Below are 16127 nucleotides of genomic sequence, written 5' to 3'. Positions count from 1 at the left end.
AACTTATTTATACAGATTTATAACTAAACAGGCACAAAGAACGCTTTCATTTATCGCTAGAAACTCCGATTTTAATCGGGGCTAGTTAAACCTCATGTTTGCAATGATTTTTGATTAAAAAATAAGTCTAAAACACTGCTATAACCTCAAAAATCAATCGCTTTATTCTGAATGTTTTTTATCTAATAATCTTGCGGAATATCACTATTAATCACCACCCTATTTTTGCTAATATCTTTCAAAGACTAGAAAATTAATGGAATGTTTTTAGTCGGTTACTTAGTGCGCTATCTTTTTTTTGAAAGTGAATTTCATTTTATTACCAATGCAGCAAACGGTAGCAAATGCGTAGTTATGACCAATAGAATAGGATATTCATGTTCCCCATCAACGATAGCTTGAAGAACCATAAAATTGATACGCTAAATGTTAAGACTCATCTGGCTTTATTAGGCGTACCATTACTGTTACTCGTTCTGTGCTGGGCACTTTTTTTTAACGCCGACACCTATCCAAATTCAATTGCAACTTTAGCTCTTATTAGCATCATCTATGTGTTCGGTTACTGCCTCACTTATTACGTGCACCAGGGCAGAATAACCCGACTTTGGGAGCATTTGCAGCAGGTACGTTATATTAACGCCACCACTTTTGAGCTGATAAATATGTCGAGTCAGTATCAAGAAGAGTCTGACTTTTTAGATGCCTTACTTAAAAAAGCGGTCAGCTGTATTGATGGCGCTGAAATGGGCAGTATTATCAAGGTTGAGCCTGATACAGGTAATTTATACTTTGAGGCAGGTGTCGGGGTTGATTTAGCTAAACTACAGCAGTTGGATTTAAATTTAAAACAGTCATTTGAGTATCGGTTAACCAATGGCTTATGTAATAAAGTTGTCGTCATTGACGATATGCAAACACTCAACTCTGGCAGCTCTTTAACTCAAAAAGCACAGCAATTATTACTTGAGGCGCCTTCAAGCCCGGTGCGTTCAACATTATCGAGCCCAATTCATATTGATGGCAAGCTCTATGTAATGCTCAATTTAGACAGCAGCACAGCCAAAGCTTTTAGCCATTACGATCGCAACCTGGTGTCTATTTTGACCCATGAAGCAGCCAACGCGATCGCCTTGTACCAAAAAAACCATAAAATTCAGACTCTAGCAAACTTTGACCGTTTAACCGGACTGTACAATCGTCAACGTTTTGAAGTTTTAGTCGATGAGTGGCGCTTCCGCTCCCATTCCGACAGTTTTTTGATCCTCATCGATATGGACAACCTAAAACAGATTAATGACCATCATGGGCATCAAGCGGGTGATGCTGCACTACAGCAATTAGGTCAAGCGTTGAAAGTGTTATGGCACGAGCAACACTTAGTTGCTCGTTTTGGTGGCGATGAGTTTATTGCTCTGTGTCATGGGTCGTTAACGCAAATAGAAAATGATCTTGGCACAATACAAGATACTTTAAGGCAACAAGGCAACATCAGCTTCAGCTATGGTATTGAACACTTTAACGGCCAGTGGAATAAAACCTTAAAGGCCGCAGATGATGCAATGTATTGTCAAAAACGCGCTAAGAAGCCTTAAACACACACCTTGGTCAGCACTTTTTCAAGCTGAGCGGACGTGGTTTTTTGATCTCGAGCTTGCACAGCAATGGTGGTCAAACTGCTTTGTACCTCTTGGCTTAAACGCGAAATTTCAAAGGCGCGATCATTAATGCTCGATGTTGATGTTTGTTGCTCTTGAATACTTGAATTAATATTGCCTGTAAGGCTGTCTAGCTGCTGAAATGCCCCGCCAATATCAGCAAATGCCTGTGAAACTCGCTCACACTGTTGCAAGCTTTCTTGACTCACACGCTGACTTTCGCCAATGGCAATAACGGCACTACTGGTTTTACCTTGTAGCCCTTCAACAATGCTTTGGATCTCAACGGTAGAGACTTGAGTGCGGTGTGCCAGCGCTCTGACTTCATCAGCAACCACCGCAAAGCCACGTCCTTGCTCGCCGGCTCTAGCCGCTTCAATCGCTGCATTAAGCGCAAGTAGGTTGGTTTGCTCGGCAATACTTTTAATGACTTCAAGCACATTATCGATTTTCTGGCTATCTTTATGCAGCACATCCAGCTCACTCACTAGGCTTTCAATACCATGGGTAAAATCTGCCATAAATGTCTGGTTTTTGATGGCATCTTGAGTTCCGCATTGCAATAACTCATTGACTTGCATTGATGTACTGGTCAAATCTTTTGCGTTTTCGGTTAGCTCTTGCGCGCTGCTGTCTATTTCACTTAATGAGTGAGTAATTTGTTCATTTTCACGGGTGCTAAGCGCAACAGAAGACTCAGCAAAGCTCATTTGCTCAGCTAGCTGATCAGAGCCCTGTCTAAAACTTGCAGCGTCATTACGTACCTTCTCAAGCACCTCTTTAAGCCCATCAATAAATTTACAAAGGTTAGATGTGATTTGCGACAACTGATCATTATGCTCGTCGACTATGTGTGTTGTAGGTGCCTCATCGGTACTCACCACAAGCATGAGGTATTGATTAATTAGCGCTAAACGCTTAGTTAATAATTGTTGGGTGCTAATCCAATATCCTATAGTTTGCACGACCAACAGCCCTGACAGTAAAAAGACTACCTCCATTTTAGTCAAAGTATCGCTAGCAAGAATAATGAACAAAAGCATCGCGATAAGGTTAATAGCAATCACGGGGGAAATCAGTTTAACTTGCAACTTACTGTAATTATTTTTTTGCATAAAAGTTCCAACTATAGGGCCATATTCATGGCGTTAAATTTTAAACACCGCAGCAGAACAAAATCCACTTTAACAAAATATTTACATAGTTATCGGTCGAAATACAAAAATATGAAGGGTAAATAATAAATGAATACAAAAAACCAGTAACACATGGTTACTGGTTTAGTTGTCGCGCGGTGAGCAAAGCTCATAATCTGTTAATCGAAAAACAGCCGCCATAACCAAGATGAATCTAAATTTTCTTGGCATTGTCGGTACTGCTGCGCATAACGTTTTGAGCGGTCATCAACTTTACGAGCCACTTTCACCAACCATTTTTTCTTATTGTAGGTTTTACGTTTATAACCGCCCCAACCTTCATGGTAGTTTAAGTATTGATTACGCGCGTCCCATTTAGACACACCATTGATCTTGTGCGTTTTGTAGATAAACCAGCCCATAAAATCCATTGCATCATCAAAATCACTACGGCTAGACCAAGAGTTACCAGTTTCTTTCACGTAATCATCCCACGTCATGGTTTTTGCTTGAGCATACCCATAAGCGTCGCTGGCTCTACCTGTGGGTATAAACCCTAAAAAGTATTCCATTGGTGGCGCGGCATTGTGCTTAAATGAGCTTTCTTGATACATCATGGCAAGCGGCACATGCACTGGTACACCCCATTTTTCTCGGGTATTTTTGGCGGCGCTATACCATGAACGATTCTCTTGGAATATCGAACAGAGGTTTTCAGGATCTTTAGGGGGAGGAGTTGCGCAGCCGGTTAATAACCCGGCTAAAATAAAGGTTGCGAATAAAGCAGGCCAGTTCATAAAAAATTATACCAATGCAAAATAATAGCAAAACGCTAGTTTTGCATTGATACCTCAAATATGCAATTGAGCTTTGTATATAAAGCGATTGATAAAATAATAACTTAAGAGGTTACTCTTCGGTTTCTAGTTCACACTCGTAGGATTCTTGCTGCCATATTTCTGGCTGCCAAAAGCCGAGATCTTTACCAATATATATTTTATCGGTATTCATTTTTGCGGCAATATGATAACGAGTATTAGGCATAACCGTTACGGTAATGTCTTTAGTGGTACGTGCTGACAACGAGACTTTTAAGTCTGGCGAGTCAATTAGCTCTGCCAGTGTAAACTGATGCTCGCCGACATTTAAACGGTAATTAGGTTGGGAAATAACCGGTTTACCGTCAAGGTGGGTTACAACAGCACGGTAGTAGCCAAGCTCTGGCTGAGGCGCTAAAAAGCTGGAGACTATGCCGCACTGTTTACTGCTATCGACCGGCGATGCACAGCCCGATAACAGCAACACAGACAGCAAGGTTACAATGCTAAATTGATTCACGACTTTTGCCCGAAGTAATCAGCTAAAAACTGATCAAAACTCACATCACCGAGTGATTCGCTGGCAGCCTGTTTGTCTAGAGACTGCTGAGCATCTTGCTGATAGCGCGCTAACACTGAATCGCTTATCGAATAATCATTAAGCTGTTGATAATAGTCTTGCGCCAGCTGCATCACCCATTGGTTATGGTCAATTTGCTCATGTTTAAGCATTTTAATAATGCGACCTGACAAGGTTTCATCAGGATTAACCACGGCTTTATGCCAATGTGCTAATGCCTGTTGGTATTCGCTGTCAGCATCGTTATCGAGCAGTTTTGCAATCTCGCCTAAGTTGTCAAACAACGACGTTAACCAGTCTGAAAGACCGATGGCAATACCGTTTTGTGTCAATTGCAAACCCGGTTTACGGCCTTCTAACACAACGGCCTCTAAGTTAGCTGCAATTTCGGCTTCTTCGGCTTCACTGCTGGCTAGCGAAGGCTGCAGTAAACAATTAAGCAAGAACAGATCTAAAAAACGAATTTGAGATTTTTCGATGCCCACAGCACTATATGGGTTAACGTCAAGCGCCCGCACTTCAATGTATTCAACACCAGCACGCGCTAGCGATTCAGACGGTTTTTCATTACCTTGAGCCACTCGTTTGGCGCGAATAGGCGAATAGAATTCGTTTTCAATTTGCAGCACATTAGCATTAAGCTGGCGATATTCACCGTCAACTTTAACCCCTATTTTGGCAAAATTTTCTGACGACATGCTGATAGCTGAGTTCATGCCGTCAAGATAATCTGACAAATTGTTGTAACTAATAGAGAGGCTGTTTTGTTCGTGATTGGTATAGCCTAAATCACTCATTCTTAATGAGGTCGCATAAGGTAGATACAGTGTACCTTTACCTACTTTTTCAAATGGTAAGTCGGTTGGCTGGTCTTTAATAAATGAACCACACAGCGCTGGTGATGCGCCAAATAAATACGGTAATACCCACACTAAACGGCGATAATTACGAATAAGCCCAAAATAAGATTCCGAGATAAATTCAGCTTTACTCATTTTGGTATCTGATAACGCGTAAAGTCGTGACCAAAGAGCATCAGATACCGAAAAATTAAAATGCACACCAGAAATAATCTGCATTTGTGCGCCATATCGGTAGGTTAACCCTTTACGATACAGGCGTTTCATTTTGCCATTATTTGAACTGCCATATTCGGCAATAGGAATATCGGCAACATCACCTACATAACAAGGCATGCTTACCGGCCACAAACGTTGGCCATTCAAATTACGCACACTGTAGGCATGGGTACAGGTTAAATCTTCAACGAGTTCATCAATGTTTTCAAAAACAGGGGTAATAAACTCAAGCAAGGACTCACTGTAGTCAGTGGTGATCCGCGAGTGCATAAGGGCAGACCCGAGTGCTTTAGGATGACTATCCATTGCCAAATGGCCAGTCTTTTCAATTCTTAATGCTTCACGTTCAATACCTCTACGCATAGCTTTAAGTGCTTGACGACTTGTAGGATCCGACAGTTCCCTTACTACTTCATTGAATGATTTCAATACTTTAATTCTCTAATACGTGGCTTTAACCCAAAGATTATTGCACTCAAATCCGCGATAGCTGACTTAACTTGCAAGCCATACTAGATCAGTCGGAGAGTGACTACCATAACAATAATCAAATGAGGTAACCCCAATCATTGGGTGCTACCTCATCGATATTGGGTCTATACGCTCAGTTTACAACGATAAAATCTCAATCGGATACCCAAGTGTAGATAATTCCGACTCTATCTTAGCGCGATCACCGACCACGAGGATCAGCATATCCTCGATCTTAAGCTGCGTCTTAGCTAACCTGTTCAGTTCATCCAGTGTAATGGTATTGGTGATTGCAGTTTGCTGCTCACTGTAATTATGGTCGAGTTCATAGCGCTGAATATTGCGCATTAACCCTGCTTTTTGATAAGGCGTTTCGTAGTCTAATGCTTTAGATTGTGAAATTGAGCTTTTCATAAATTCCAGCTCAGTCTCGGACATCCCTGAGGCTTGGAACGTATTTATTTCCTTAATAAATTCTGCCAATGCCGCAGCTGTAACATCACTACGTACACTGGCCATCGCTTGGTAAAAACCGTGCTCAGGTCCGCCAGAGAAATAGCTTCTCGCCCCATAGGTGTAACCTTTGTCTTCGCGAAGGTTAAGGTTAATACGGCTATTAAATGCCCCCCTAATGGGTAGTTCATTAAGTATGATTTAAAAAACTCACCATTAGCGTCGTAAGGTAGTGCTCGTTTACCAATTTTTATCACAGATTGCGCCGCTTCAGGTTTATCAATGATATATATTTTGCCACCATTTAATGCTGGTAATGCAGCCAATGGTGGAAACGGTGATGCAGCTCCTTGCCAATCGTTTAGGGCTGCAAGTTTAGTTAACATTTGTTTTTTAGCTAAGTTACCCACGGCCACAATTTGGGCATTACCTGCAGTATATTGCTGCTGGTAAAACGCTTTTACGTCGGCAAGGGTAATTGCAGAAACAGAAGCTATAGAGCCATTACTGCTAACACCAAACGGGCTGTTATCACCGTATAGCAGTTTACCAAATCCTGTCGAAGCTAAGTAATCTGGTTCTGTTAATTGGCGCTGTAAATTTTGCAAAACTTGCTGCTTAACTCGTGCAAAGTCTGCCTCATTAAAAGCTGGGTGAAATAGCTTTTCTTGCACTATCGCCATCGTTGCATCAAGGTTTTCGGTCAACGAGCTGATATGCATCTGGCTCTGATAACCGCTCGCACCAAAGCGAACGGTACTGCCGAGCATTTCTAATGCTTGAGTTAGCTGCTCTGTCGAACGTTGAGTGGTTGACTCATTCATCAGTGACGCAGTAATTGACGCTAACCCCGCTTGTTTAACGTCAACAATGCGGTGTCCACCATTGAGGTAGACCACAATCTCAACCGTTGGGGTCTCGTTTGTTTCAGTGCCAATAACCGCAATGTCATTACCTAATTTACCTTGCCAAAGCTCAGGCACTTTTAGCATAGGCGCTGCGCCAACGGCTGGCATTATGCTGCGATCAAATCCTGAGGTGATTTGCCCATTAGCATTAAGGTTTTTAACGGCAACGTCGGCAACCTTTTTAGCGGGTAGCACGACATTATCAGCCTTGGCGATAAGTTGCGTTTGCCCTTGTGGCACAATACTCATAATCACCATAGGCTTGTCTTTAATATATTGTTTAAAAACACGCATAACATCATCTTTAGTGACGCTGGCGTATCGAGCCAAATCCGTTTCAATCATATTGGGGTTACCTGAGAAGGTCTGATTGAAGGCAAGGCTCGACACTTTCACTTTTACGCTTTGTAAACCAAAAATGGTTGACGCTTCAAAGTTCACTTTTACTTTTTCAAGGTCGTCGTCGGTAACACCGCGTTGCTCAAACTCGTTAATCGAGTCGCGCATGATTTTTTCTAAATCAGCTAAGGTTCCACCACGGGCAGGATTAGCTAATGCATACATGGAAAACTGACAAGCAAGCTCTTGACACGGGTGGTTCACACCGGCTTGAACGGCATAACCCTCTTTTACTAAATTTTTATAGAAAATGGATGTTTTACCACCACCTAAAATGGTCGATAGTAGGTCAAGTGCCGCTTCGTCTTCATGGTGGCCATATACCGTTGGCATTGCCATTCTTATTAAGGGTAGATGCACCCGATCTTCCATCGATAAATATACGGTTTTATCTAGGGTAACCAGTTCTTTAACCGGAGCTTTAACTTCTGGACCGGCTGGGATTTCACCAAAGTATTTGTTGACCCACTGTAACGTTTGCGCTTCGTCAAAGTCACCACCGATGGTCAGTGTCGCGTTGTTTGGGCCATACCAACGCTGGAAGAAATGCTTAACATCGTCAACATTAGCTCGGTCTAAATCTTCAGGCCAACCAATTACAGGCCAAGAGTAAGGATGACCTTGCGGATAAAAAGCTTGATTAAAGCGTTCGCCCATCCGGCCATACGGACGGTTATCAATCCGTTGAGCTCGTTCGTTTTTAACGGTTTCACGTTGTACTTCAAATTTTTCAGCAGTTAAGGCTGGTAAGAAAAATCCCATACGATCGGACTCTAACCACAGCATTTTTTCTAGCTGATTATTAGGTACGGTCTCAAAATAATTTGTTCTGTCGTTGTTGGTGGTGCCATTAAGGTGGCCACCAGCTTCGGTAACCACTTTAAAGTGTTGCTCGTCTGCAACATGTTGTGAGCCTTGGAACATCATATGTTCAAACAAATGCGCAAAACCTGAACGCCCCTCAAGCTCTCGGCCTGAACCAACATGGTAAGTGACATCAACATGAACTAATGGATCGGAGTGATCTTGATGCAAAATAACCGTGAGACCGTTAGCTAATTGATACTTACGGTAAGGAATGCCCACGTCATTGCCTGAAAAACTCACTGACTCAAGTAAGGTGACTCCGGTCGGTAATACCGAACCTGTTTGTTGCTGGCCCGCGCAACCTAATAATGCCGCGCTAACGGCTACAGCTAATATCCATTTTTTCAATTATTATCTCCTTCGCCAACAAGGCGAAATAGTTTTTTATATACTACAAGCCTTAATGTTGGCCGTAGTATTACCTACTCAAGGGCAAACAACCAGCTCATAAAAGTAATCTTGAGCCTTATACTGCCAATTTTTTTCCCCACATTTACTAACAAATAGGTATCGACTTAAAAAATGACTACGAAGTCATTAACTAACTTACGGATTGAATCCATTATAGTTTTTATTATGTCGTAATTGAACTTTACTAAGTTGCGAATAAGTTAATATTTAATACAATTAAAACAACCTCTTATATGACAATAAGTTATAACCAAATCGGTTTGTGATGCAAGTGATAAGCACTATAGAATGGCATTTATTAGGTTACAGCATGTAACGTGTCTCAGCTTACTGAGTAAGCTCCCGTCTATTGTTCGCGCACAGCTTTACAAACTACGCGAGTCATTAGTGCAACAAAAACTCTATTTGGAATATTGATCATGTGGCAAGCTATTCGCAACATCCCTTTTTGGCAGAAGGTGTTAGCCGCCTTTATACTTGGCGCCGGTGTCGGTGTTATTTTTGGTGAATCAGCAACCGTACTAAAACCGTTAGGTGATCTGTTTATTAGTGCGATTAAAATGCTCGTCGCACCGCTCATTTTTTGTGCCATTGTTGTTAGTATTACCTCTTTAGGCTCTGAAACAAACCTTAAACGTTTAAGCTTTAAAACTCTTGGTATGTTTATGTTTACCGGCACCCTTGCCTCTTTGATTGGGTTAACTGTGGGATCGATTATCGATATGGGCGGCTCAACGCAGTTAATTGCAACACAGGTGTCTGAGCGCCATGTTCCTGGTTTTGCTCAAGTGTTGCTGAACATGGTGCCAGTGAACCCTTTCGCCTCTTTAGCCGAAGGCAAAGTGCTGCAGATAATTGTTTTTGCAGCGCTCATTGGTGTAGCCATTAACAAGGTGGGAGAAAAGGCGGCACCGTTAAAAAAGACCATTGAAGCCGGTGCTGAAGTGATGTTTCAACTTACACGCATGGTATTACAACTCACGCCTATCGGTGTGTTTGGTTTAATGGCTTGGGTAGTGGGTGAGTATGGTTTGTCGATGCTGTTACCGCTCGGTAAATTTATTGGTGCTATCTACATTGCAGCCTTAATACATATCATTTTTGTGTATGGTGGTTTGGTCAAATTTGTAGCCAAACTTAGCCCAGTGCAATTTTTTCGCAAAGCGATTCCGGCTCAAATTGTAGCTTTTACAACTGCATCAAGTTTCGGTACTTTACCCGCAAGCACTCGTTGTACTGAATCAATGGGGGTGTCAAAACGATATAGCTCATTTGTACTGCCCTTAGGAGCCACCATGAATATGGACGGCTGTGGTGGAATATACCCAGCTATTGCGGCTATTTTTATAGCGCAAATTTACGGTATTCCTCTAGATATGACTGACTACATGCTGATTGCAGTGACAGCAACAGTTGCTTCGGTTGGTACTGCTGGCGTTCCTGGGAGCGCAATGGTGATGCTAACAGTTACGCTTGGTGTTGTAGGTTTGCCCCTTGAAGGCATTGCATTTATTGCGGCAATTGACCGCATAATCGATATGATCCGCACCGCAACCAATGTCACTGGCGACATGATGACCGCAGTTGTGGTTGGCCAGTCTGAAGGGCAATTAGATCAACAACAATTTGACGCGCTAGACAGTACAGCAAAACCACCTGTTAGCAGCTAATGGTTTAAAATGCTGATAGCAAAAAAAGGCCGCAATCGCGGCCTTTTTATTTTATACTTTTAAATCATATCCTAAGTGACTTATTGAGAGTGTAAAGCATGACAAAATTATTTATGATCCCAATACTGCTTTCTCTTTTCTGGGCTCTATTTCTTAATTTCAACGGTGTTCCTCTCAAGCAGGGTAAGAAAGGGTTTATCTATATTATTGGAATTAGTTTCACCATCATTTTTGCCTTAGGCTTTTTAATTTGGCTGACTGCGGACCAAAATCTTCGTAGCTTTTAAATGCTATTCCACATGACTTAACTTAACCGCCTAACCCTTGGGCTAGGCGGTTAACTGACTTAAGTTAATGTTTCATCATTAAGCGAAATACCACCGGCATCAGCATCGCTCCAAATGATCACCTCTCCTTCGTCACTTGAGAATATATGACCTTGCAACTCGTCAATATCAACACCTTCTCCTTCATATTTCTCACGCAGTTCAGCATCCATATCTTGGCTGCCTAGCGTTTCTCCAGAATGAGTCCAGTTTCCATCACCGGTTAAATCAATGTTGTCACTGCCAACCACTAGGAAGTTATTTTCAAGTGGGTCATCAGAGTTGTTTCCAACGACGCCGTCGCCATCAGCCTGCTGATAGATTTTATCGAGCGACAGTTCAAGTTGTATGTCTGTGACACCATCTTCGACAATAATCGCTTCCATATTTTGAATGCCAGCACCTGTCATATCGATAATTTCGCTGTTGACACTTGAGACTTGCAGAACATCAAAGCCGTCGCCACCATCGTAGCTAAAGCCGCCGCTATCCATGCTGCCATCTTCGTTACTACCGAAATCTTCTCTATCAAACACAATGGTGTCATCACCTGCGCCACCAAACAGTTTGTCAGAGCCAGTACCACCATCAATGGTGTCGCTCCCCGCGTCACCAAACAACACATCATCGCCACTGCCACCAGCCAGCGTATCATCACCGCTGCCACCGTAAAGCTCGTCGTTTTGACTACCGCCGTCTAATTTATCATCACCCTCACCACCAAAGAGTAAGTCGCTACCACTACCACCACTTAGTTGGTCATTACCGACATCACCGTGCAACTGATCATCACCGCCACTGCCACTGAGTCTATCGTCACCTTCACCACCAAATAGCTGGTCATTACCGCCACCACCGGAGAGTTTGTCATTACCGGCTTCGCCATACAGCATATCGTCGCCTGAGCCACCACTGAGCGTATCGTTGCCCTCACCACCAAATAGCTGGTCATTTCCGCTGCCAGAACTGAGTGTATCGTTGCCGGCACCACCTTCGAGTAGATCAGAACCAGAACCCGACGTCAGCTTATCGTTACCTTCACCACCATAAAGTTGGTTGTTACCATTCCCCGCATTGAGGGTATCGGCACCATCACCACCGCTGAGGCTATCATGCCCACCGCCAGCAATAAGCACATCGTCTCCATCACCACCGCTAAGAGTGTTATCTCCTGCGCTAGCCTCTATTGTGTCGTTGCCTGCTCCGCCCGATAAATTGTCGTTACCGGCACCCGCTATGATGGTGTCGTCTCCTTCACCGCCAGTGACCGTATTATGGCCATCACCAGCTTGAATGCTATCATCACCCGCGCCACCTGAAATAATGTCACTCCCAGCGCCAGCAACGATAGTGTCGTTACCTTCATCACCACTGATGCGGTTATCACCGTCACCCGCATTAATGCTGTCATTGCCGTCACCACCTGAGAGGGTGTCATTACCACTGCCAGAAGTGATACTGTCGTTACCGTCGCCGCCACTAACCTCATTATGCCCTTCACCAGCATGAATGGTATCGGTGCCTTCATCACCAAAAATAGTATCATCGCCACCACCAGTGGTGATTATATCGTCTCCTGCGCCGCCACTGACAACGTTATCACCAGCGCCAGCTTCAATGTTGTCGTTATCAGCACCACCATCGATGTTATCGTTGCCGCTACCGGTGATGATGGTGTCTTCACCGACTCCACCCGCAACCGTGTTATGACCTAGGTGCGATTCAAGGTGATCGTTACCTTCGCCACCGATAAGAGTGTCATTACCACTACCACCATAAATCACATCGTCACCAGCGCCACCGTCTAAGGTGTTATCACCAAACTCACCATGTAATTCATCATTGCCTTCACCGCCTTCGAGGTGATCATTACCCGCGCCTGCGAACAGCTTGTCTTCTCCTACGCCGCCCTCGATATTATCGTTGCCGTCACCACCTAGCAGTACGTCATCGCCTTCGCCACCAGTAATCGTGTCGTGACCACTGCCTCCATCAACAAAATCGGTACCAACACCACCAGCAATAGTATCGTCACCGTCGCCACCAAATAACTGGTCGTCAGCTTCGCCACCATCTAAAGTATCATCACCTGCGCCACCAAAGAGCAAGTCAGCTCCCGCACCACCTGATAGTGTATCGTTACCACCTTCACCAAAGAGTTGATCGCTTCCTTCACCACCTTCTAGAGTGTCGCGACCTTCACCACCAAACAATAGGTCATCGCCTTCATCACCCGATAGTTTATCGTTACCGTCACCACCAAACATGACATCGACGCCAAGCCCACCTGAAGCCGTATCATTACCGGCTCCGGCATCTATAAAGTCATCGCCTTCTTCACCATGCAACACATCATGACCGTCACCACCGTAAACAATATCATCTCCCGTGCCAGCATATACGGTATCGGCACCCACACCCCCGTATATTTCGTCATTGCCTGCGCCAGTGTTAATGGTGTTCTGACCATCTTCACCAAACACGGAATCGCTACCTTCACCGGTCGATATATTGTCAGTCCCCTCACCGGCAAATACCATGTCATCGCCAATGCCAGTTTCAACGGTGTCATCACCCGCCCCAGCAAAGACTAAATCATCACCTTCAGCGGCGAGAATGGTGTCATCACCGCCATCACCATAGAGTTGATCATCGGCAGTACCACCAATTAGAGTGTCATCGCCTTCACCACCAGCGAGTAAGCCAGCTTCGTTTTCGGCGTATAAAGTGTCGTTACCCGCGCCACCATATAGCTCATCGTAACCTTCACCGCCTATGAGTTCGTCATCACCATCACCACCATAAAGCTTGTCGTCACCTTCACCACCGAGTAGCACATCACTACCAGCACCGGCATATATGGTGTCATCACCCGCTTCACCAAATAGGCTGTCGTTACCGGCATCACCTACTAAAACATCAGCACCAACACCACCACTGAGCTCATCAGCCCCGCTACCACCAATTAGCGTATCGTCACCTTCTCCACCAGTAAGGACATCGTCATCCGCCCCACCATCGAGAACATCGTTACCCGCGCCACCAATTAACGTATCGGTTCCGCCACCGCCATAGAGCGTGTCATCACCTTCACCACCGTCAAGGTGGTCAATACCTTCACCACCATGTAGTAAGTCATTACCTAATCCGCCTTCAAGCGTGTCGTCGCCGTCTTGTGCATAGACGGTATCATCACCGTCTCCTGCAGCAATCGTGTCATCACCCAACCCTGCATCGACAATGTCGTCACCCGCGCCAGCAACTATGGTATCGGCACCATCGCCACCAATGAGCACATCGTCGCCGTCTTCTGCCGTGATGGTGTCATCACCAGCGCCACCGTCAAGAAAGTTATCGCCGCTGCCAGACAAGAGCTCGTCATCACCTGCTCCACCGCTGATACTGTCGTTACCTTCACCACCGTCAAGCCTATCGGCTCCGCCACCACCATAAAGGGTATCGTTACCCGCGCCACCAGATACTAAGTCATCGCCATCTTCAGCAAAAATAGTGTCATCGCCTTCGCCACCGCTTAAGGTGTCATCTCCAGCTCCGGCGTAAATTTGGTCATTACCGGCTCCTGCAATAACTGTATCGTTACCGGCATCAGAGAAAATCACATCATCGCCACTACCACCGTCAATGGTGTCATCATCTACACCGGCATAAACGGTATCGTTACCTTCGCCCGCATCAATAGTATTGACACCAGAACCAGAGTAAATTTTATCGTCACCGGTGCCACCGGTGAGCGTGTCATCGCCGTCGCCAGCGTAAAGTTCATCATGGCCGCTACCACCATCAATGGTGTTGGAACCGTCACCACCAAACAGCGCATCATTACCTGCTCCACCATCAATAGTATCGTCACCTGACTCAGCAAAAACGAGATCATCACCTTCACCAGCGAGGATTTGATCATTATCACTACCACCATAAATAGTGTCGTTTCCGGTACCGCCGTCTAATATATTTTCACCTGAGTAGCCAAATAAGACGTCATCGCCTTCACCACCGGTAAGCACGTCATCGCCACCACCAGCATGCAGTTCATCATTGCCAACGCCACCACTTAAGGTATCGCTACCCTCTTCACCAAACAGCTTATCGTCGCCTTCACCACCAACTAGTTGGTCATCTCCGGTGCCAGCCAGTAACACATCTGCGCCAGTTCCCCCTTCGAGTTGGTCATTACCCGAACCTGCTATAAGCGTATCGTCACCTTCGCCACCCGATAGTATGTCGTCACCTTCATCACTTTGAAGGTAATCATTGCCCGATCCGCCACTGAGATCATCGTCACCTTTACCGCCTAAAAGCGAATCATGCCCAGCACCACCAAGTAACGTGTCGTTACCATCATCACCAATAAGGGTGTCATCGCCCTCACCGCCATCGAGCGTGTCATCGCCTAACTCACCCATTAATGTGTCGTTACCAGCCCCACCTTGTAAATCATCGTTATCATCGCCACCCATCAAGGTGTCAGCGCCCTCGCCACCGGTCAGTAAGTCGTCTCCTTGCCCGCCCATTAATAGGTCGTCACCCGCTTCACCATGCAGTTGGTCGTTATTAATACCACCATCGAGTATATCGTCGCCATCGCCCCCGAATAAGGTGTCTTCGCCTTGTTGTCCCATCAAGTGATCGTCGCCAACCCCACCATCAAGAGTGTCATCATAGGTGTTGTGAGCTATCAGTTCGACTGAGTCGATATTAACTTGGGCACCTTCATTGAGTCCTGATGCAACAAATTGCAGTTCAATATCACCCGTATCATCGAGTTGATCATCAGTCAGTTCAAAATCAATTTGAATGGTGCCATCCCCTGACTGAGTTGCCACCCCCGATGCCACAATAACGGTATTACCATGATCATCTGGGGTCAGGATATTAATGGTTAGATCGGCGCCATCTTCTAAAGCGGGGCTGTCATCAGGCACTGCAACATTTAAAGTAAAGTTATTTCCACCACCGCCAACATAGCCACCAATGTTAACAATCTGACTCGCAGGTGTGTTCTCGGTAACAGGCTCAATAGTCTCGCCACCACTAAACACTTCTTGTTCGACTCCCCACGCTGTGGTTTCTTCATTTTCGACCACTGGCGTATCTGATTGCTGTTCTAGCCCTTGGTCACCAAGAATAAAATCTTTACCTTCTTGACCAGAAATACTATCGTCGCCTTCACCACCTACGAGGTAGTCATCGCCAGAGCGACCATCAATGATGTCATTGCCCGCTAGCCCTTCAATATGGTCATCCGTTCCAGTACCGACCAACACATCGTTTTGATTAGTATCATTTTGATTAGTATCATCCATGACAGGATTCCTTCTTTAAATTAGGTA

Annotated in this window: 8 protein-coding genes and 1 pseudogene; 3 read left to right on the top strand and 6 right to left on the bottom strand. The window is 44.8% G+C overall.

Annotation, left to right across the window (positions count from 1 at the left end; all coding sequences use genetic code 11):
- Nucleotides 1–377: 377 nt before the first annotated feature.
- Nucleotides 378–1595 carry a sensor domain-containing diguanylate cyclase gene (locus RGE70_RS04965; RefSeq protein ID WP_310470427.1) on the top strand — a complete coding sequence of 406 codons (1218 nt, stop codon included), beginning with the start codon at nt 378–380 and terminating at the stop codon, nt 1593–1595.
- Here the strand turns inward: RGE70_RS04965 and RGE70_RS04960 are convergent.
- The 5 genes and pseudogenes from RGE70_RS04960 to RGE70_RS04940 form a co-directional block, all read right to left on the bottom strand.
- Nucleotides 1592–2773 carry a methyl-accepting chemotaxis protein gene (locus tag RGE70_RS04960; protein ID WP_310470426.1) on the bottom strand — a complete coding sequence of 394 codons (1182 nt, stop codon included), beginning with the start codon at nt 2771–2773 and terminating at the stop codon, nt 1592–1594. The genes RGE70_RS04965 and RGE70_RS04960 overlap by 4 nt on opposite strands.
- Nucleotides 2774–2973: 200 nt before the next feature.
- Nucleotides 2974–3591 (bottom strand): transglycosylase SLT domain-containing protein, encoded by a 618-nt coding sequence (locus RGE70_RS04955; protein ID WP_310470425.1) that lies wholly within the window; start codon nt 3589–3591, stop codon nt 2974–2976.
- Nucleotides 3592–3703: 112 nt separating this feature from the next.
- Nucleotides 3704–4132: a hypothetical protein gene (locus tag RGE70_RS04950; protein WP_310470424.1), complete on the bottom strand. Its 429-nt coding sequence runs from the start codon at nt 4130–4132 to the stop codon at nt 3704–3706.
- Entirely contained in the window at nt 4129–5700 is a 1572-nt protein-coding gene (gene gshA / locus RGE70_RS04945; RefSeq protein ID WP_310470423.1) for a glutamate--cysteine ligase, read from the bottom strand. The genes RGE70_RS04950 and gshA overlap by 4 nt, the downstream gene beginning before the upstream one ends.
- A 180-nt stretch (nt 5701–5880) precedes the next feature.
- Nucleotides 5881–8717: pseudogene (locus RGE70_RS04940) on the bottom strand (M16 family metallopeptidase).
- A gap of 482 nt (nt 8718–9199) precedes the next feature.
- Between RGE70_RS04940 and RGE70_RS04935 the strand changes: the two are divergent.
- Nucleotides 9200–10450 (top strand): dicarboxylate/amino acid:cation symporter, encoded by a 1251-nt coding sequence (locus RGE70_RS04935; RefSeq protein ID WP_375087901.1) that lies wholly within the window; start codon nt 9200–9202, stop codon nt 10448–10450.
- 98 nt (nt 10451–10548) lie between these two features.
- Nucleotides 10549–10737 (top strand): hypothetical protein, encoded by a 189-nt coding sequence (locus tag RGE70_RS04930; protein ID WP_310470422.1) that lies wholly within the window; start codon nt 10549–10551, stop codon nt 10735–10737.
- Between the two features lie 59 nt (nt 10738–10796).
- Here RGE70_RS04930 and RGE70_RS04925 read toward each other — a convergent pair whose 3' ends face one another.
- The gene (locus tag RGE70_RS04925; RefSeq protein WP_310470421.1) at nt 10797–16100 is read right to left on the bottom strand and encodes a beta strand repeat-containing protein; all 5304 of its coding nucleotides are present in this window, start codon (nt 16098–16100) and stop codon (nt 10797–10799) included.
- Between the last annotated feature and the right edge of the window lie 27 nt (nt 16101–16127).

Origin of the sequence: Shewanella youngdeokensis (assembly GCF_033180165.1) — a bacterium.
In the GTDB taxonomy this organism is placed as follows: Bacteria; Pseudomonadota; Gammaproteobacteria; order Enterobacterales; family Shewanellaceae; genus Shewanella; species Shewanella youngdeokensis.
The sequence above is the reverse complement of the archived record's forward strand: the minus strand, read 5'-3'. Positions and strand labels throughout refer to the sequence as shown.